At 69.9% G+C, this 18646-nt stretch carries 19 protein-coding genes and 1 riboswitch; of the genes, 6 read left to right on the top strand and 13 right to left on the bottom strand.

Annotation, left to right across the window (positions count from 1 at the left end; translation table 11 throughout):
* The first annotated feature begins 68 nt into the window (after window positions 1-68).
* The 5 genes from R4P08_RS15790 to R4P08_RS15770 all read left to right on the top strand — a co-directional run bounded on the left by R4P08_RS15790 (window position 69) and on the right by R4P08_RS15770 (window position 3621).
* Window positions 69-527 (top strand): DUF3817 domain-containing protein, encoded by a 459-nt coding sequence (locus tag R4P08_RS15790; protein ID WP_317814851.1) that lies wholly within the window; start codon window positions 69-71, stop codon window positions 525-527.
* Window positions 524-1153 (top strand): TetR/AcrR family transcriptional regulator, encoded by a 630-nt coding sequence (locus tag R4P08_RS15785; RefSeq protein ID WP_317814850.1) that lies wholly within the window; start codon window positions 524-526, stop codon window positions 1151-1153. The genes R4P08_RS15790 and R4P08_RS15785 overlap by 4 nt, the downstream gene beginning before the upstream one ends.
* Before the next feature lie 60 nt (window positions 1154-1213).
* The gene (locus R4P08_RS15780) at window positions 1214-2029 is read left to right on the top strand and encodes an NUDIX hydrolase (RefSeq protein WP_317814849.1); all 816 of its coding nucleotides are present in this window, start codon (window positions 1214-1216) and stop codon (window positions 2027-2029) included.
* 63 nt (window positions 2030-2092) lie between these two features.
* A complete protein-coding gene (locus R4P08_RS15775) occupies window positions 2093-3034 on the top strand; it encodes a TY-Chap domain-containing protein (protein WP_317814848.1) in 942 nt (313 codons plus the stop codon).
* A gap of 50 nt (window positions 3035-3084) precedes the next feature.
* Window positions 3085-3621 (top strand): hypothetical protein, encoded by a 537-nt coding sequence (locus R4P08_RS15770; RefSeq protein ID WP_317814847.1) that lies wholly within the window; start codon window positions 3085-3087, stop codon window positions 3619-3621.
* Here the strand turns inward: R4P08_RS15770 and R4P08_RS15765 are convergent.
* Window positions 3618-3941: a YchJ family protein gene (locus R4P08_RS15765; RefSeq protein WP_317814846.1), complete on the bottom strand. Its 324-nt coding sequence runs from the start codon at window positions 3939-3941 to the stop codon at window positions 3618-3620. The genes R4P08_RS15770 and R4P08_RS15765 overlap by 4 nt on opposite strands.
* 429 nt (window positions 3942-4370) lie before the next feature.
* On the opposite strand from R4P08_RS15765, the gene R4P08_RS15760 reads away from it, so the two are divergent.
* Window positions 4371-5927, top strand: a complete 1557-nt coding sequence (locus R4P08_RS15760; protein WP_317814845.1) for a fatty acyl-CoA synthetase — start codon at window positions 4371-4373, stop codon at window positions 5925-5927.
* Here R4P08_RS15760 and R4P08_RS15755 read toward each other — a convergent pair.
* From R4P08_RS15755 to R4P08_RS15700, 12 genes are all read right to left on the bottom strand, one after another.
* Window positions 5902-6090, bottom strand: a complete 189-nt coding sequence (locus tag R4P08_RS15755; protein WP_317814844.1) for a hypothetical protein — start codon at window positions 6088-6090, stop codon at window positions 5902-5904. The genes R4P08_RS15760 and R4P08_RS15755 overlap by 26 nt on opposite strands.
* Window positions 6087-6920, bottom strand: a complete 834-nt coding sequence (locus R4P08_RS15750; RefSeq protein WP_317814843.1) for an alpha/beta hydrolase — start codon at window positions 6918-6920, stop codon at window positions 6087-6089. The genes R4P08_RS15755 and R4P08_RS15750 overlap by 4 nt, the downstream gene beginning before the upstream one ends.
* A 26-nt stretch (window positions 6921-6946) precedes the next feature.
* Window positions 6947-7789 carry a hypothetical protein gene (locus R4P08_RS15745; RefSeq protein WP_317814842.1) on the bottom strand — a complete coding sequence of 281 codons (843 nt, stop codon included), beginning with the start codon at window positions 7787-7789 and terminating at the stop codon, window positions 6947-6949.
* A gap of 48 nt (window positions 7790-7837) precedes the next feature.
* A complete protein-coding gene (gene gcvP / locus R4P08_RS15740; protein ID WP_317814841.1) occupies window positions 7838-10711 on the bottom strand; it encodes an aminomethyl-transferring glycine dehydrogenase in 2874 nt (957 codons plus the stop codon).
* Window positions 10712-10893: 182 nt separating this feature from the next.
* A riboswitch (glycine riboswitch) is annotated at window positions 10894-10990 on the bottom strand.
* Window positions 10991-11023: 33 nt separating this feature from the next.
* On the bottom strand, window positions 11024-11665 hold the full coding sequence (locus R4P08_RS15735) for a MerR family transcriptional regulator (RefSeq protein ID WP_411741222.1): 642 nt from the start codon (window positions 11663-11665) through the stop codon (window positions 11024-11026).
* A gap of 249 nt (window positions 11666-11914) precedes the next feature.
* A complete protein-coding gene (locus tag R4P08_RS15730) occupies window positions 11915-12415 on the bottom strand; it encodes a bifunctional nuclease family protein (RefSeq protein WP_317814903.1) in 501 nt (166 codons plus the stop codon).
* A gap of 69 nt (window positions 12416-12484) precedes the next feature.
* Window positions 12485-13219 (bottom strand): MerR family transcriptional regulator, encoded by a 735-nt coding sequence (locus R4P08_RS15725; RefSeq protein ID WP_317814840.1) that lies wholly within the window; start codon window positions 13217-13219, stop codon window positions 12485-12487.
* A complete protein-coding gene (locus R4P08_RS15720; RefSeq protein WP_317814902.1) occupies window positions 13216-13635 on the bottom strand; it encodes an FHA domain-containing protein in 420 nt (139 codons plus the stop codon). The genes R4P08_RS15725 and R4P08_RS15720 overlap by 4 nt, the downstream gene beginning before the upstream one ends.
* A 120-nt stretch (window positions 13636-13755) precedes the next feature.
* Window positions 13756-14160 carry a glycine cleavage system protein GcvH gene (gene gcvH / locus R4P08_RS15715; RefSeq protein WP_317814839.1) on the bottom strand — a complete coding sequence of 135 codons (405 nt, stop codon included), beginning with the start codon at window positions 14158-14160 and terminating at the stop codon, window positions 13756-13758.
* Window positions 14161-14232: 72 nt separating this feature from the next.
* The gene (locus tag R4P08_RS15710; RefSeq protein WP_317814838.1) at window positions 14233-14973 is read right to left on the bottom strand and encodes a CDP-alcohol phosphatidyltransferase family protein; all 741 of its coding nucleotides are present in this window, start codon (window positions 14971-14973) and stop codon (window positions 14233-14235) included.
* The gene (gene secA2, locus R4P08_RS15705) at window positions 14970-17267 is read right to left on the bottom strand and encodes an accessory Sec system translocase SecA2 (protein ID WP_317814837.1); all 2298 of its coding nucleotides are present in this window, start codon (window positions 17265-17267) and stop codon (window positions 14970-14972) included. Before secA2 ends, R4P08_RS15710 begins: the two co-directional genes overlap by 4 nt.
* A gap of 103 nt (window positions 17268-17370) precedes the next feature.
* Window positions 17371-18510, bottom strand: coding sequence for a hypothetical protein (locus R4P08_RS15700; protein ID WP_317814836.1), 1140 nt, complete (start codon window positions 18508-18510; stop codon window positions 17371-17373).
* Between the last annotated feature and the right edge of the window lie 136 nt (window positions 18511-18646).

Here is an 18646-nt window from a genome sequence, read left to right as displayed (position 1 = left end):
GACCGGCCGGAGTGTCCGGTGACCGTACGATGACCGACGAACACCGACCCGACCCCTGGAGGACAACTGTGACCCCCCGCATCCTGTATACGAGGCTCGCGTTCGCGGAGGTGATCACCTGGACCCTGCTGATCCTGGGCATGATCGGCAAGTATGTCTTCGGACTCGACTGGGCGACGGCGGTCGGCGGCAGCATCCACGGGTTCGTGTTCCTCTGCTACGGCGCGGCGACGATCGCCGTCTGGACCGACAAGAAGTGGTCGCCCGGGACCGGTGTCCTGGGTCTGGCGTCCGCAGTGATCCCCTACGCCACCGTTCCGTTCGAGCGCTCTGTCGATCGCCGGGCTCTCCTCGAGGGCCCGTGGCGGCTCGGGCCGGGCGGAGAGACACCCCGGTCACTCCCGGAGCGAGTCCTGGCCTTCGCGCTTCGGTCACCCGTCATCGCGCTCATCGTGGCCCTCGTCGTGGTGACGGTGGTGTTCTCGCTCCTCCTGGTGGCCGGCAAGCCCACCGAGTGGTTCTCGTGAGCCTGACGCGCGAACCGGGTCGTCGAGAACTGAACAAGGCGGACAAGCAACGTCGAATCCAGGCCGCCGCCCGCGAGCTGTTCACCCGCAACGGATACTCCTCCGTCACCACGCAGGAGGTGGCCGACCTGGCGGAGGTCGGCACCGGAACCCTGTTCCGGTACGCCCAGTCCAAGGGTGAGCTCCTGTGCATGGTGGCCAACGAGAACTTCCGGGCCATGGTGGACACCGTGCCTGACACCGGTGACCCGGTGGAGGACCTGGTGGTCCTGTGCGAACCCCTGTTGACCGCCCTCGACCAGCAGCCCGAGAACATCGCGGCGTACCACCGGGAGACGCTCTTCGGAGAACACGGTCCCCATCGCGAGGAAGCCCAGCGCATCCTGAGGGAGTTGCGCGGGATCATCGGCATCATCCTCGCGCGGCATACCGGCCGGGACGCCGATTCGACCGACCTGGTGAGCGCTGCCCAGACCGTGTTCGACGTGCTCTATATGAGCATCGTGCGGTCGGGCGCCGATCCCACCGTCGGTCGTGACCATCGGTCCGAACTCAGCGGGCACGTCCACCGCGTCCTGCACGGCGCGCTTCCCGACCTCGCCACGGGTGCGGTGAACGCCTCCTGACGGTGGAGCTTTGCCGACCCCCGTGCACGACCAGGTACCGCTCCGCGCGACACTGACCAGATGACTGACGGCCCCCAGGACACCGCTCGCCCGATCAAGGATGCCTCCACCGTGATGGTCGTCCGCGACGCCGGTTCCGGGATGGAGGTGTTTGTCGCCCGGCGGGTTCGCGGGATGGCGTTCGCCGGCGGCATGACGGTCTTTCCCGGTGGTGGCGTCGACGCCGCCGACGACGACCCGGACGTCGCCTGGACCGGACCCGCCCCGGGGTGGTGGGCCGACAGGTTCGGTTGTGATGTGCCCCGCGCCCGCCGGCTGGTGTGTGCTGCCGCGAGGGAGACCTTCGAGGAATGCGGCGTCCTCCTGGCGGACCACCTCGACGGCTCGCCGGTCTCGGACGCGGGTCGGTACCACTCCAGTCGCGCCGAACTCGAGGAACACCGCCTGACCTTCGGCCGGTTCCTCGCCGTCGAGGAGCTGTCGCTCGCGGCCGGGCGTCTCCGACCCTTCGACCACTGGATCACCCCTTCGGTGGAGCCGCGCCGGTACGACACCCGCTTCTTCCTCGCCGCCCTCCCCGACGGGCAGGAACCGGACGACTTCACCACCGAGGTCGACCTGACCATGTGGGCCCGCCCCGTCGACCTCCTGGAGGCCTTCCGGTCGGGTCACTCGATGCTCCTGCCTCCCACGTGGACTCAGCTCCGCCACCTCGCCGAGTTCACGGACGTCGACTCCGCGCTGGCCTCGGAGCGGACCATCTCCCCCATCGAGCCGGAGATCATCGAGTCCGGCGACGGACTGCGGGTGGGTTTCGACGGATCCGACGAATACTGGTCGGACTACCAGGCGGCACGCGCAGCAGCGGAGGGCTGACTGCCGGGCCCGGACATCCCGAACCCTTCACGGACGGCGCGGCGCGGTGGTTGACTGCGAGTCATGCCGGAGTTCGAGTTCGACGTGGACGCGTCGATCGCCGCCGGGTGGGACCGCTTCGCCGCCCGCCTCGCGGACCTCCTGCGTGACCTCGTCCCGGGTGCGACTTTCGATCTGGCGGTCCCCGTCCTGAGATCGCCGTCCACGCTCGCCCCGTACGTTCGGTTCACCGCCACCGGGACCGGTCGGATCCACGCGGAGGTCTCCGGCGGCGGGTCGGAGGACGCCCCGATCCCGTTGCGTCCGGCCCAGCTGGAGCAACTCGCGGGGCTGGGGTGGACCCAGCCCGACGCGGAGGGGGCCGCGCCGGAGGCATCCGGACCGTTCGTCACGCTGCCGATCGCGCGCGCGTCGGAAGCAGCGCACCTCGTCGCCGGCACGATGGAGCGCGTCTTCGGAATCCCCCACCCGGTCTTCCTCCACGACGTGGTGGGCACCGACGCCGAGGCCCCGGCGGATTCCGGTGAGGCCGCCGAGGAGGCGGATTTCCAGTCGCAGCCCATCACCAGTCCCGACGAGGCCACCCGAGCTGTCGGCACCGCCCTGTCGGAGGTGTACGAGCGTCCGATCCAGCCCGATATGCACGATGTCTTCACCGTGCCCGCCGGATGTGTCCTGCTCTTCGTCCGAGCACACCGGTCGTTGCCCCTCGTCGTCTTCCGCAGCCCGCTGGTCTCGTCTGTGGAGGACGTGGCGGCCGCCGAGACCGAGGTCGCGATCCTCAACCGTGACTCACTGTGGTGCCGGTACATCTTCGACGGCAAGACGATCTCCGCCGAGTCCGAGTTCGTCGACCGGGTATTCGTCCCCGTCAACTTCAAGATCCAGTTGGCCGAGATCTCCGCCGAGCTCGACGACGTCTACTCGGACCTCGCCCGCCGGGTGGCGGGCAAGCGTTGGCGTGACCTGCGCGCCGCCGACGACGACGGGCCGGGCGAACAGTAGGATCAGGGCCGCCGGGAGGGGCCCGGCGCACGACCTCTCCAGGAGCGCCTATGCGTCGCGCCGTCCTCGCTGCAGCAATCGCTGCCGCGGCCGTGTTCACGCCCGGTTGCTCGTCCGTCTTCGGTGACGACGACGCCATCGGCGTTCCGGCACCGACCACCGGTTCCACCGGACCCCTGCCGTCGTCGCAGCAGTTCGACCGTCCGTTCCCCGTCGCCGGGGAGGCGTGGGACGCCACGGTGACCCTGTCCAACCTGCGGATCGTCCCCTCCGGCGAGGACACCGAGTCCGTCGTGGTGGTGGACGTCCGCGCGGTGCAGGCATCCGGCCAGCCCGCTCTGGGTCCGGCGGAGTTCTCCGCGTTCGATCCGTCGGGGAGGGCGTTCCAGCGGATCGAGAACCCCGCGGGAACTGTCGACGACCCACTGGTGCCGTCGGTGCTGTCCTTCCCCGGTGAAGAGATCCGGGGGATGGTGGCGTGGCAGATGCCGCGTGGCGAGCGGATCGGTCGGATCGACGTGGTCACCCCGAGGACCATCGGCTCGGTCACCGTGACCCGCCAGCCGGTCGACCCGACGGCGTCCTAGCCCGCGGGCTCCGACCCCTCGAGGTAGGTCCACCGACCACCCCTGCGCTCGAACACCGACCGCTCCCGCATGACCGATGGCCCCTCGTCTCCGATGAAGCGGGCCTCGAACTCCACGATCCCGGTCTGGTCGTCGGCCCCGCCGTCGAGCACGTCGAGGATCGAGAGCCCCGTCCACTCACCGTCACCGGCCTCCACCAGGGCCGGCCGGGTCCGCGGGTGCCAGGTTCGCCAGAGGTGGTCCTCCCGGCCCAACACGAACGCCGTGTACCGGGAGCGCATGAGCTGCTCGGCGGTCGCCGCCGGGATCCCGTCCTCCACGAACGGCCCACAACAGGAATCCAGTCGCGGACCCCCACACGGACATCCGGTCATCGTCGTCGACTCCGTCCACTCTGCGATGCGCTCACGTTACCCATCGTTCGAGACGACCGACTAAACTCGGACGCGAACATGTCTGATTTCCGCATTCTCCGCCCCCGTCCCCGCCCTCTGGCCGATCCCGACCTGGCGCCTCTCCGCATCCGGTCCTGCCGGGACCTGTGCGCCTGGAACCGGACTCCCGCCGAGCGTCGGGGCGAGCCGGTGTTCGCGTGCCGCGGATGCGGATCGCAGTGGGTCCCCAGCGAGCAGTGGACTCCGCGAGACAGCAACGGAGCGGTCCCCCCGGAAGTGTTGGAGATCGTCAGGTCCAGGGACTGATCTCGCGCCGGTCGGATGGGCCGGTCCGACCGCCCCTAAACTGGCCGGATGACAACCACCCCCCAGCCCCTCCCCTCCGCAGTGAGCTCGGCGACGATCGACGCCGTCCTGCACCGCTCCGCGTCGCGGTTCCCCGGTCGCGTCGCGCTGACCTTCGCCGGACGTCGCTGGACCTACGCCGAGCTCGATTCCGCGGTCGACCGGGTTGCTGGGATGCTCGCCAGTCGCGGGTTGGAGTCCGGCGCCCGCGTGGCGGCCTACGGCGTGAACTCCGACGCCTACCTCATCGCCTTCCTCGCCGTCTCCCGTGCGGGATTCACCCACGTCCCCGTGAACTACGCCCTCACCGGTCCCGAGCTCGAGTACCTCCTGACCGACTCCGGTGCGTCGCTCGTCCTGGTGGACCCCGCGCAGGCTCCCACGCTGGAGACGGTGCTCGAGAGCATGCCCGGGCTGCAGACCCTCGCCCTGCTGCCGAACGCCGGCGAGTCCCCCGACGGCACCGTCCTCGGTACCGCGCTCGACGAGGCCCCGTGCGCGCCGGTGGAGTCCCCCGCCTCCGGCGGAGACCTCGCCCAGCTCCTGTACACCTCGGGCACCACCTCGCGCCCCAAGGGCGCGATGATGACGCACTCCGCGCTGGTCCACGAGTACGTGAGCTGCATCCTCACGCTCGACCTCGCGGCTGACGACGAGCCCCTTGTGACCATGCCGCTGTACCACTCGGCCGCGATGCACGTGTTCGCGCTGCCGTACCTGTCGTTGGGTGCGACTGTGCACCTCATGGCGGCTCCGGACATCCAGGAGATCCTCCGTCGGGTCGAGGCCGACAAGATCGGGTCGCTGTTCCTCGCGCCGACGGTATGGGTGCCGCTGGCCTCGCACCCGGACCTCGAGACCCGGGACCTGTCGAGCCTGCGCAAGGCGCAGTACGGCGCCTCGATCATGCCGGTGACGGTGCTCCAGCGGCTACGGGGGAAGTACCCGGAACTCGGCTTCTACAACTGCTTCGGTCAGTCCGAGATCGGGCCGCTGGCGTGTGTCCTGCGCCCCGAGGAGCACGACGCCCGTCCGGCCAGTGCGGGTCGGGCGGTGTTCTTCGTGGAGGCCCGGGTGCTCGACGAGAACGGCGTCGAGGTCGCCGACGGCGAACGTGGCGAAGTGGTCTACCGCTCCCCGCAGCTGTGCGCGGGGTACTGGAACAAGCCCGAGGCCACGGCGGAGGCGTTCCGCGACGGGTGGTTCCACTCCGGGGATCTGGTGATCCGTGACTCCGAGGGCTTCATCGAGGTGGTCGACCGGATCAAGGACGTCATCAACACCGGCGGCGTCCTGGTGGCCTCCCGTGAGGTCGAGGATGCCGTGTACCAGGACGAGCGCGTCGCCGAGGTCGCCGTGATCGGCACGCCCGACGAGAAGTGGATCGAAGCCGTGACCGCGATAGTCGTGCTCAAGGACGGTACCGACGCGACGGAGTCCGAGATCATCGACGGCACCCGCACCCACCTCGCTCCGTTCAAGGTGCCCAAGCGGGTCGTCTTTGTGGACGAACTCCCGCGGAACCAGTCGGGCAAGCTCCTCAAGCGGGAGCTCCGCCAGGGTTGATCTGGCCCCTGAGCTGATTGCTGAGCTGATTGCTGAGCTGGTTGCCGATCTGATTGCCGATCTGGTCGCTGATCTGGCCCGCTAAGCCCGCCAGGTCCGCCAGGTCCGCCAGGTCCGCCAGGTCCGCCCGCGTGCGGCCCTGGCGGCCACCGGTGAGAATCACCCGATCCGGGACAGGACCTCGGCTGCCACCAGCTCGGGGTCCTGTTCCGGGAGCCAGTGGCCGCTCCCGGGGATCGGGACGAACCGGTAGTCCCCCGTCACCCAGGAGGCGGTCGCCTCGGCACCGCTGCGCGCGACCGCCATGTCCCCGTCGCCCCACACGAACGTCGTGGGCACGGTGACAGCGGGCAGGTTGTACCGACGCATCGCGCGGTACCAGTTGAGCGCGCCCGTGAGACCCGCGCGATCACCGACGACGGCGAGGTGTTTCTCCAGCTGGTCGTCGGCCACCTCCCCGCCGAACATGGCCCGCAGTCGGTGGGCCCCACCCTCGAGCAGCACGTCCTCGGCCTTGCCCTCCTGACGGAAGAGCTCGAAGTAGACGGATCGGGCCTGCTGGTCCGGGTCCGTGTCGAGCGCCTCGGTGAACGCCGAGAGGTGCGGGATGGAGATGACGGAGAGGGTGTCCACACGGTCCGGGTGGTGAGCTGCCAGCCACCACGCGACGGACGCCCCCCAGTCGTGTCCGAGCACGTGGACACGCTCCAGACCGAGATGGTCGACAACTGCGAGCGCATCCGCACTCAGGTGCTCGATCGCATACGCGCCGACATCGAGAGGGCGGGCGGCGGCCGAATACCCCCGCTGCGTCGGGGCGACCACGCGGATCCCCTGCTCGGTCAAGATCTCGGCGACCGGTGCCCACTCCCACGCCGACTCCGGAAAGCCGTGGAGCGCCAGCACGGTGTCCCGAGTGGGACCGTCCGTGTCCCAGTCCAGGACGTCGAGGTGGCCGACGGCGACGTCAACGGTCAGGTGCTGGGGATCCATGGGCGGACCCTATCCGGTCCGGCCGGTCACCGCGGGCAACTTCCGGGCGGACGACTTCCCGGCGGGCTCTGCGCAGGCGAACCGGACAGGGCGGCCAGCGATCGACGCTCGTGCCAGTCGCGCACCAGCCACATCTCCACCACGAGGGGGTCCACCGCGGCCTCGTCCGCCCAGGCGCAGACCACGTCCAGGTAGAGCTGATACCGCCGCGGGGTCATCCGCGCGAACGACTCGATCTCGGTCCACCCCGCGTGGACCAGGGTGCCGACTCCCGCCGGGTCGACCGGGACGATGGACTGCTGTGACCACGCCATCCCCAGCGATGACAGGTACAGCGAGGCCAGCGGGTAGCCCAGGTCGGGGACCCCGCGAGCCGCCCGGCCGTGGGGCGCGCCGTTGCGCAGCAGGTTCATCGCCTCTGCCGGTGCCTCCAGCCAGTCCACGACCTCGTGCAGGACCAGCGGATATCCGTGGGAGGAGACCGAGCGCCACGCCGCTCGGTCACGCTCCGGGACCCGGAAGTCCGGGAGCCCCCGACGGATACCCGAGCGCTGCGGGTGCCCGGCGAGCCAGGCCGCGCACATGTAGAGCGCGACCACCGACTCCTCGAGACTGCCGCGGGCCCTGCGCCCGGCAGCCCACAGATCGCTCCGGCGGAGGAACCCCGAACCGGTCTCCACGCGCCCGCCGTCCGGGCCGCCGGCGATCAGCCGGAGATCGATCCCCCGCTCGGCCAACCGGAGGTTCCACTGGTCGAGGTTGATCTCCACGTACTCGTCCGCCACGAGCAGCGCGGGGGGTTGCGCGCGGCACCAGTCGCGGCAGGCCACGGGGAGATCGGGAACGGGACGGGAACCGGTCGTCGTCATGGCCCGTACGGTGCCACGCGGGTACGACAACGCCGGTCCCCCACCGGATCACTCCTCGGCGAAGGCCTCCAGCGGCGGGCAGGAGCAGACCAGGTTCCGGTCGCCGTACGCGCCGTCGATCCGACGCACGGACGGCCAGACCTTGGGGCGCCACGCCGACCCGAGCGGGTATCCCGCCACGCTGCGCGGGTAGGCGTGCTCCCACTCGTCGGCGGACACGCTCTCGGCGGTGTGGGGCGCCCCGCGCAGCGGGTTGTCCTCCACCGTCCACTCCCCTGCCGCGACCCGGTCGATCTCCGCCCGGATGGCGGCCATCGCGTCGCAGAACGCGTCGAGCTCGGCCAGGTCCTCGCTCTCCGTCGGCTCCACCATCAGGGTGCCCGGCACCGGGAAGCTCATGGTGGGCGCGTGGAAGCCGTAGTCGGCGAGCCGCTTGGCCACGTCGTCGATCGACACCCCCACCGAGTCGATCAGCCCGCGCAGGTCGAGGATGCACTCGTGGGCCACCCAGCCGCCGTCGCCGGAGTACAGCACCGGGAAGTGCTCCCCGATGCGACGAGCGAGGTAGTTGGCGTTCGCGATGGCCGTGAGCGTGGCCCGGCGCAGTCCGTCCGCACCCATCAACCGGATGTACGCCCACGTGATGGGCAGGATCGACGCCGACCCGAACGGAGCCGAGGACACCACCCCGCCGGAGCCGAGGCCCTCCTCGTGCGGATGGCCCGGCAGGAACTCACGCAGGTGCTCGGCCACCGCGACCGGGCCGACCCCCGGACCGCCCCCGCCGTGCGGGATGCAGAAGGTCTTGTGCAGGTTGAGGTGGCTGACGTCGCCGCCGAACCGCCCGGGGCGGGCCACGCCGACGAGCGCGTTGAGGTTGGCCCCGTCGATGTAGACCTGTCCGCCCGCGTCGTGGACGACCGCGCAGATCTCCTCGATGTCGTGCTCGTACACCCCGTGGGTCGAGGGGTAGGTGATCATGATCGCGGACAGCTCCGCGGAGTACTTCCCCACCTTGGCCCGCAGATCGTCCACGTCGACGTCGCCGTTGGCGCGGCACGCCACCACCACGACCTTCATCCCCGCCATGACGGCCGATGCCGCGTTGGTCCCGTGCGCCGAGGACGGGATGAGACACACCGTCCGCTGGTCGTCCCCGCGCGAGCGGTGGTAGGCCCGGATCGCGAGCAGGCCCGCGTACTCGCCCTGGCTGCCGGCGTTGGGCTGCAGGCTCACCGCGGCATAACCGGTGATGTCCACGAGCCACTGCTCGACGTCGGACACGAGCTCGCGGATCCCCGCGTTCTGCCCCGCCGGGGCGAACGGGTGCAGCCGGTTGAACTCCGGCCACGTGATGGGTTCCATCTCCGTGGTGGCGTTGAGCTTCATGGTGCAGGACCCCAGCGGGATCATCGTGCGGTCGAGCGCCATGTCCTTGTCCGACAGGGCGCGCAGGTACCGCAGCATCGCCGTCTCGGTCCGGTACCGGACAAAGGCCTCGTGCTGGAGGTACTCGCTCGTGCGGTCGCCGTAGGCGGGATCCACGAGGACCTCGGTCGACGACTCCGTCGCCGCGCCGAACGCCTCGAGCACGATGCCGACGTGCCCGGCGGTGGTGGCCTCGTCACACGAGATGGAGACCTCGTCGTCGTCGACCTTCCACAGGTTCACCCCGCGCGCGGCGGCCGCCGCGAGCACCTGGTCCGCGCGGCCCGGCACCCGCGCCGAGACGGTGTCGAAGAAGTCCGCGTGCACGACGTCGACCCCCGCCGCGCGGAGGCCGTCGGCCAGGGTCGCGGCGTGGGCGTGGACGCGGCGCGCGATCGCGGCCAGCCCCTCGGCCCCGTGGTAGGACGCGTACATGGCCGCGAGCACCGCGAGCAGCACCTGGGCGGTGCAGATGTTGGACGTGGCCTTGTCGCGGCGGATGTGCTGCTCACGGGTCTGCAGGGCCAGGCGGTAGGCCACGCGCCCGTCGACGTCGGTGGACACCCCGACCAGCCGGCCCGGCAGGTTGCGGGCGTGCGGGGTGCGGCAGGCCAGGAAGCCGGCGTGCGGGCCGCCGAAGCCCATCGGGACCCCGAAGCGCTGGGTGGTGCCGAAGCACGCGTCCGCGCCCTTCTCGCCAGCCGGGGTGAGCACGGTCGCGGAGAGCAGGTCGACGCCCGCGGCCACCAGGACACCGCGTTCGTGGCACTGGGCGATGAGCGCCGAGACGTCGGCGACCCGACCCGAGGCGCCCGGGGTCTGGACCAGCGCGCCGAAGAACTCGCCGTCCGGCAGGCCGTCGTCGACGAGGTTCACGGTGACGAGCTCGATGCCCAGGGGCTCCGCGCGGGTGGCGAGGATCGCGGCGGTCTGGGGGAAGAGGTCGGCGTCGACGGCGAAGCGGTTGCTCTTGGACGAGCGGTTCGACCGACGGAGCATCGTCATGGCCTCGGCGGCCGCCGTGCCCTCGTCCAGCATCGACGCGTTGGCCATGTCCATACCCGTGAGGTCGGAGACCATGGTCTGGAAGTTGAGCAGCGCCTCCAGGCGACCCTGGCTGATCTCCGGCTGGTAGGGCGTGTACCCCGTGTACCAGGCCGGACTCTCGATGATGTTGCGGATCAGGACCGGCGGGGTGAGCGTGTCGTAGTACCCCTGCCCGATCATGGAGACCGCCACGGTGTTGCGGTCCGCGAGTGCTCGCAGCGCCGCGAGGGTGTCGGCTTCCGACAGCGGCTCGGGCAGCGAGTCGATCCCGGCGGCACGGCCGTCATCGCCCACCTCGTCGAGGATCACCGAGGGGAAGGCGCGTTCGGCGAGCTCGTCCAGCGAACCCACGCCGATGGTCTCCAGGATGTGGGCCAGTCCGTCGGCATCGGGACCCAGATGGCGGGCGACGAACTCGCCTCCGGTGTGGGCGGCGTGCGGGGTCATCGTCACAGGTGCTCCTCGAAGGGCGGGGCCGCCCGGGTGGGCGACCTGCGGGCCGGTGCTACCCTCTCCGCTCTGTCCCCTGCCGGGTGGGTGCCGGCGCCTGAGAGATTCACCGGACGCGCAGGCGGGCCCGGCTTTCCCCGTGGGCGGGTGGTCTGTTCCACCGCTCTCCAGAGGCGCTAGACGACCACACGGTCCGGGGGCCTGAGAGATTCTCGGAGAGGAGTTGCTCCTTCGGCGCCCGCGGCAGTTGCCGCGGAGCTCTCCCGTGAGTCGTTTGAACGCACGGCCGAGTCTAGACGATCGCCGCGGTCAGCCCGTACGCCGTGAGGAGCGGGCACGCCGGCGGGCCGCCAGCTCGTCCTCGACCGGCTCGATGACGTCCTCCGGGGAGACAGTCTCGGCCGGGAAGTCGGCGATCGAACCGGCGAGCTCGCGCATCGCACCGCCGATACCGATCCCGAACACTCCCTGGCCACCCTGGAGCAGGTCGAACACCTCCTCCTTGGAGGTGCATTCGAACACCGTCCGACCGTCGGAGAAGAGGGTGATGGTGGCCAGGTCCTTAACGCCCCGGGAGCGGATCTGGTCCACCGCCTTGCGGATGTTCTGGAGGGAGATGCCGGTGTCCAGCAACTGCTTGACGATCTTGAGGACCAGGATGTCCTTGAAGGAGTACAGACGCTGACTGCCGGATCCGGCCGCGTTGCGGATCGACGGGACGACCAGGTCGGTGCGAGCCCAGTAATCGAGCTGACGATAGGTGATGCCGGCGATCTGGCAGGCGATCGGGACGCGGTACCCGCTCGTGTTGTCCGGGATGCTGGCATCCGGGAAGAGTCCTGGCTGCACCTCGTCGAACGTGGCCTGTGTGGCCTCGTCGGCGGCTCCGAAGAGACCCTCCGTATGCGTACCGGCGGAGGATGACTCCGGATCCCGGGTGTGGTCGGCCACGATTGCTCCCTCAAGCTGTGGGTTGCCGCCACGATCGTGGCGGCACAGGTTGGGACTCTGCAGCCCGGTTCCTGGAGGCGTGAACACCATCGGTGTAGTTCACTGAGGGCAACGCTAGGCCGGAGAAGGTCCGCGATCAATAGGACACGCGGTAAACCTCAACCTCAAGTTGAACTTGAGACATTGCTCCGACCTGCGATCTGGTGCCGGTGGTGCCCCTGGGAGCACCAACTTGCCTGGTCACAGCGCTCAGGCGGAGGGCCCGCCGGGCTCTTGCGGGGCGTCGTCGCCGCCGAGAAAATCATCCGGGCTCACCTGGTCGAGGAACTCGCGGAAGGCCTCGACCTCCTCCTCGCCCTGCTCCACGAGCGAGATGCCGACCTCGTCGAGGACCTCACGACTCACCAGTACGGGGGACGATGTCCGCAGGGCCACGGCCACCGCGTCGGACGGACGCGCCGAGACACGCTTGCCCTCGAAGACCATCTCGGCGATGAAGGTCCCCTCGGACACCCCGATGATCTCCACCTGCTCGAGCGGGTGCGAGAACGTCTCCAGGAGCGTGGCGACGAGGTCGTGCGTCAGCGGCCGTCCCGGTTGCACACCCTGCTGTTGGAGGCTGATCGCGGCGGCCTCGGCCGCACCGATCCAGATCGGCACGTACCGGCCGCCCTCCTTCTCGTGCAGGATCAGTACCGGCGAGTACTCCGGCTCTTCGAAACGCACGCCGACCACGTCGACCTCACGCATGTTCTTTCCCATGTTCTCCGCCTCTCGCACTCCTGCAGCCTAGCCCCGATCCGCTCCGGGGCGAACGGGTCAGGGCTCCAACGCGTGTCGAACGGCCACGGTGACGAGCGTGGAATGCAGGGCCACCGACAACGCCGCGATCTCCCGTGCCAGTTCGGCAGCACGGTCCCGGGCATCCGCGTCACCCTGACGGGCGACCGGGCCCGCGATCTGCGTGATGAGACCGGTCTGCCTGTCCGCCGCGGTTCGGAATCCGCGGAGGTGGCGGACATCCACACCGTGCGCGGCGAGATCGTGGGCCGTACGGGCGACGAGGACCGCTTCGGGGTCGTAGAAGCCACCGGATCCGGCCACGATGAGCCCGGCGTCCACCAGTGAATCGACGAGCTCGGCCGCCACGCCCGACTGCTCCACCACGTTCTCGCGGGTGAGCCGGAGGACGGTGTCGCTACGGAAGTCGTCCGGGGTCGAACCCGGCACGCCTTCAGCGCCGGGTCGTGGGAGAAGCGCCGTGGTCGACCCGTCGGCGATGGCCGAGTCGAGAGCTTCCAGCTCCTCCCGGATCACCTTGAGCGGGAGGTAGCGGTTCCGCTGCGCGGTGAGCACGTAGCGCAGTCGTTCACGGTCCTCGACGCTGAACCGTCGGTACCCGCTCGCCGTCCGCTCGGGCGTGACCAGGCCTTCGTTCTCGAGGAACCGGACCTTCGACACCGTGAGGTCCGGGAACTCCGGACCCAGGAGTGCGATGACGCCGCCGATCGAGAGGTGTCCCTCCTCGGCGGCGCCGTGTCCGGCGGCGGTCACTGCCCGGGCGTACCCGTCAGGAAGACGAGCCGGAACTTGCCGATCTGGACCTCGTCGCCGTTGGTGAGCGCCGCGGAATCAACGGGCTCCCGGTTGACGTAGGTGCCGTTCAGCGAGCCGACGTCGACGACGTTGAACGTCCCGCCCTCGCTGCGGAACTCCGCGTGGCGACGGCTCACGGTGACGTCGTCGAGGAAGATGTCACTGTCCGGGTGCCGACCAGCCGACGTCGTGGCCTGGTCCAGGAGGAAACGCGAACCGGCGTTGGGGCCGCGCTTGACCACCAGCAGGGCCTGCCCCTCGGGCAGACCCTCCACACCGGTGACGGCCGAATCGGACTGGGCCGCCTGCTGATCGGACTCGTTGAGAAGCTCGGCACGGAACACCGAGGTGGTCTCGGCGGTCGCCTCGGGCATGTTCTTGTTCTCGGTCACGTTTGTCTCTCCTCGTCCGAGCCCAGCGAGGGGCTCACCGTGCGGTGCTATGGATTCTATGTCGGACTTCCCGGCCGCGGGGCCGGGGGCTCACCAGTCCGCTCAGGCCACCGTGATCTTGGCGTATCCGTCGGAGTCCAGCGTCTGCTCGAGCTGCGCCTCCAGGTCGTCGACGTCCGAGATCTCGAGGACGACGATCCACCCTTCACCGTACGGGTCCGAGTTGACCAGCTCGGGGGACGTCTCGAGGGCGGTGTTGACCTCGACGACCTTCCCGGTGAGCGGTGCGTAGAGGTCGGAGACGCTCTTGGGAGACTCGACCTCGCCGAACGGCTCACCCGTCTCGGTCCCGCCGCCGATGTCGGGGAGCTGCACAAAAACGATGTCGCCCAGCTTGGACTGCGCGTACTCGGTGATACCGACGCGGACCCGCGTGTCCGATACCCGCTCCACCCACTCGTGCTCGTCGGTGTACCGGAGCTGGTCGGGGATGTTCTGATCGCTCACTGACGTGCCCTTCTCGAGTGGCTCACTTCCGATTCCATCTGGCGACATTACACACCGTCCGACCTCGATACATCAGGCGATCCGACGCGCCCGAGGCGACACCGTCCGTGAGACCTTCCACGCCTGCCACAGGTAGATCACCCCACTCCACGTGTACAGACCGACTCCCCAGAACAGACACGCCTCGCCGAGGATCCGCAACCCTTCCCCGCCGAGCACCTCCGCGTACCCGGCGAGGAGCAGCGGGAGGGACCAGAACAGCGCGAAGGTCGCGGCTTTGCCGAGGTAGGTGACCTCGGGTTCCATCCCCCGGCGCCGGTACACCGGCAGTGTCCCCACGAGGAGTGCATCCCGGGCGAGCAACACCACCACGATCCACACGGGGACGTATCCGGCCACGGCAAAGGCCACCGGCACGGCGGCCACGAGGAAGCGGTCCGCGATCGGATCGAGGCGCTCGCCCCAGGTGGACCGCATGTTCCACAATCGGGCGATCTTGCCGTCCAACCAGTCCGAGACCACCAGCGCTCCGAGGATCCACAGAGCCAGACTCGGGTCGTCCCACACCAGGATGCTCACGATGAGCACCGGGATCAGTGCGATGCGACCCAGCGAGATGACATTGGGAAGGGTCCAGAACCTGTCACTGACCTCCGGGCCTCTGGGGGGCGACTCGGGCTCGAGCCCGGGCGGGACCGCAGCGGAGAGGTGACCATCGCGGGGTGGCGGGATGCGGGCGCCGAGCACCTTGCCCTCACCGGTCCGCCATTCCCGCAGATCGGTCTCACGCCTGCCCTCCCGCGCCGCACTCATCGGAAGGTCGACATCATCCCGGAGAAGACGTTGCCGCCGGCGGCCATCGGGTTGTCGTGGACCATGTACGTCCATGTGGAGGTGGGCCGTGCCATCGCGTTGGCCTCGAGGTCCACCCCCGATCCGGTGAACTCGATGGTCGCGAAGGTCGCCTCGGATTCACGGACCGCATCCGAGGCGAGGTCGCGGAAGTGGTCGATCGCGATCCGGTGGAACTCGTCGAGCGGATTCTCCCGCCCCAGCGCCCGGAGGTGGATCGACTCACGGACGTCGTTCATCGTCTCCAGGTGCCGAGCCCAGCCCCGGTCGAGGTGCCACAGCATGATCTCGCGGCACCCCTGCACCACGGCGTCGCGGCCGTTCTCCTTGACGAGGTCGGCGCTCCGTGCGGGATCGTGGGCGGCGAGCTCCTCGAACGCCTTCTCGGTGAGCAGCAGCGCCGCCCGACGCTCTGCCAGGATGTCGCGCTGTTCCGCGAGCAGCCGGCTGTAGCGCCAGGTGTTGGAGTGGATCTCCAGCATCTGCCCCTCGGTGACCCGCTGGGCGTGGTCCACCGCGTCACGTCCGCGATTGCCCTTGAGCAACCCACTCATCCTGTCGTGAGCGTCGGGGATCTTCTCGGGTTCCAGGGCCGAGGTGACCACCGGGTCGTCCATCGCCGCGAAGAAGACCGAACTCCCGGGATCGCCCTGTCGCCCGGCGCGTCCGCGGAGCTGGTTGTCGAGCCTCTCGGTCCGGTGCCGGCCTGTCCCCACCACGTGCAGTCCGCCGAGCGCGACCACCTCGTCGCGCCGGGTTTCGGTCGAGCCCCCCAGCCGGATGTCCGTGCCGCGGCCCGCCATCTGGGTCGAGACGGTGACGTTGCCCACGTCACCGGCCTCGGCGATGATGGCGGCCTCCTCCTCGTCGTTCTTGGCGTTGAGGACCACGCACTCCACGCCCTTCTCGGACAGGCGGGCGGCGAGCTCCTCCGACTCGGCGACGTCGTGGGTGCCCACGAGCACCGGCTGCCGGGTCGAGTGGACCGCGGCGATGTGCTCGACCACGGCGCGGGTCTTGCTGTCCCTGTCGATGTAGGTGCGGTCGGCCTCGTCGACGCGGACGCACGCGGCGTTGGAGTCGATCTGGGACACGCCCAGCGAGTAGAACGACCGCAACTGCGCACCCGCCGCGAGCGCCGTACCCGTCATCCCGCAGACCCGGTCGTACCTGCCGATGAAGGCCTGCACGGTGATGCTGTCGAGGATCTGGCCGGCCTGGGACACCGTGACCCCCTCCTTGGCCTCCACGGCGGCCTGGAGCCCGTCCGGCCACCGCTGCAGCTCGGCCACGCGGCCGCGGGAGGCGTTGACCAGCTGGACCCGCCCGTCGCGGACGATGTAGTCCACATCCCGCCGGAGCAGGAAGCACGCGTGGAGCGCGACGTTGACCTGGACCAGCGTGGTCCCCACGTGGTCCGCGGCGTAGAGGTCGGCGATCTGGAGCTCGGTCTCGATGGCCGCGGCGCCGTCGTCGGTGAGGAAGATGTTGCGCCGATCGGAGTCCGTCTCGAAGTGCCTGCCCGGGCGGAGCTTCCGGACCGCGGCGAGGATCTCCCCCGTGGGCGCCTCCCCCGAGGTGGACCCGGCCAGGACCAACGGCACCAGTGCCTCGTCGACGAGCACCGAGTCCGCCTCGTCCACCAACGCCACGTCCGTGGTCGGTGAGATCAGCTTCGCCGGATCGGTGACCAACTGCTCGCGCAAGACGTCGAAACCGATCTCGGACACCGAACCGTAGGCGACGTCACACCCGTAGGCGACCCGGCGCTCGTCCCGTGATGACGACTCCGTGACGTGTCCGACGGTCAGCCCCAGGAGCTCGAACATCGGGCCCATCCAACTCGCGTCGCGGGCCGCGAGGTAGTCGTTCACCGAGATGACGTGGACGGTGTGTCCCTGCAGCGCGTACCCCGCCGCCGCGATCGCGCCGGAGAGCGTCTTGCCCTCACCCGTCGCCATCTCCACCACGTCGCCCGCGAACATCCGCAGCGCACCCTGGAGCTGGACGTCGAACGGCCTCAGACCCACGGTGCGGGTGGCCGCCTCCCGGGCGAGCGCGAGGAACCGGGCGAGGTCCTCGGCGGAATCACCGAAGAGCTGCAGGCCGTGGGCGGCATCCGCGAACTCGTCGTCGTCCATCCCCGCGGCCCACTCGTCGTAGCCGTGGGACGCCTCGACCGCGCTCTGCGCGCGCGAGGTGTCCCGGCCCTGGGTAGAGCCCATCAGCTTCCAGAAGCGGTTGGCAAATCCCACGCGTTGGAGTCCTTCCCGGTTAAAAAAACAGTCGATCTCACCGTACGCAGCCGCCCACGCATCCGGCAGTGCACCCCGCCGGTCACGCGTTGGTGATCCGGCACTAGCGATCCGGCTCGATCTGACCGCGTAGCCGGCGCATGGCCTCCGTGGAGAGCATCCGGTCGCCGGCGCGGGCGGCCAGCCGCTCGGCCGCGAGGTCGGCCGGGGTGGGCATGTGGACCGCCGACGGCGGTCGCACCCCGTGGTCCCGCGCGATGTCGTCGAGCCGCGCGGCCTCCGACACCGCGTCCTCCGCACGGGTCTGCACGGATTCGACCAGTTCCCGGAACGCCACCGCCCGTTCGACGACCTCCGCCCACACCTCGTCGATCGCGGGCCCCATCCCGGTGAGCGTGGTGAAGCCGTCGCGGGCAGGCGGGACGCCCGCCGCAGCGGCCGCTTCACGGAGCCGGCACAGATCACCCGCGAGGCCCACGACCTCGGTCTCGGCGTCGAACTGCAGCCGGACCTCCTCCACCGACCGGCCGCCGCGCCCGTATGCGCGGTTCAGCGTGTCGTAGAGCCCGCCCACCTCCATGAGCATCGCGGTGTACATCTCCGGGATCCGGCGGCGGTCCGCGCGGATCTGGGGCAACGAGGGCAGGGACTGGACCACCGACTGGACCCGCTGGGGTAGGACCACCCGTCCCATCTCCCGCTGTCCGTACGCCGCCGCGACGGTCCCGAGCTCGGCCAGGGTCCGGGGCACGAGCGGGACCGGCGCCATCGTCGGGGTGGACGCGAGTGCGTCGAAGAGCCGACCGCGGTCGTCGGTGTCCAGATGGACCCCACGCCTCCGGTCGACCCGGATGTCCTTGATCCGGAAGGCGAACACGCCGGCACCGCGGGTGAAGCCCGTGCGCAGGACCAGGTACCTGCGGTCGAGGTCGGCCAACCGGGTACGCAGCGCCATCCGCAGCATCGACGGGGCCGGGGTGTCGATGATCCGCCGGAGGTCGTGCCGCTGTTCCTCGATGATCCGGACCTGGTGGAACCCTCCGACCGTCGGGAACGCCATGTTCTGGTGCAGGCGGGCCAGGACGACGTTCGTGATCCGCGGCTCCACCAGCCCGCAGGCGACCAGGAGCGCCGCGCGGTCGGACAGTTCCACGACCGGCGCCGCACCCACACCCCGGCACATCCGGTCCACATCGGACACGATCCGGTCCCGGGCCGTATGCGGCGTGCGCTCGTCAGCCATGCGCCCCTCCTCGACCTGCGCCCCCTGGGCGCGTCTGTGTCACGGGATAGTTCATCGGATACAACGGTAGGCCGTGGAGCGGTGTTCCCTGCCGGGGCGGTGGCACCGAGCAGGTCACACTCCCCCTCGCGGTCCC

The organism is Rhodococcus sp. IEGM 1408, assembly GCF_033142235.1.
Taxonomy (GTDB): Bacteria; Actinomycetota; Actinomycetes; order Mycobacteriales; family Mycobacteriaceae; genus Dietzia.
The sequence above is the reverse complement of the archived record's forward strand: the minus strand, read 5'-3'. Positions and strand labels throughout refer to the sequence as shown.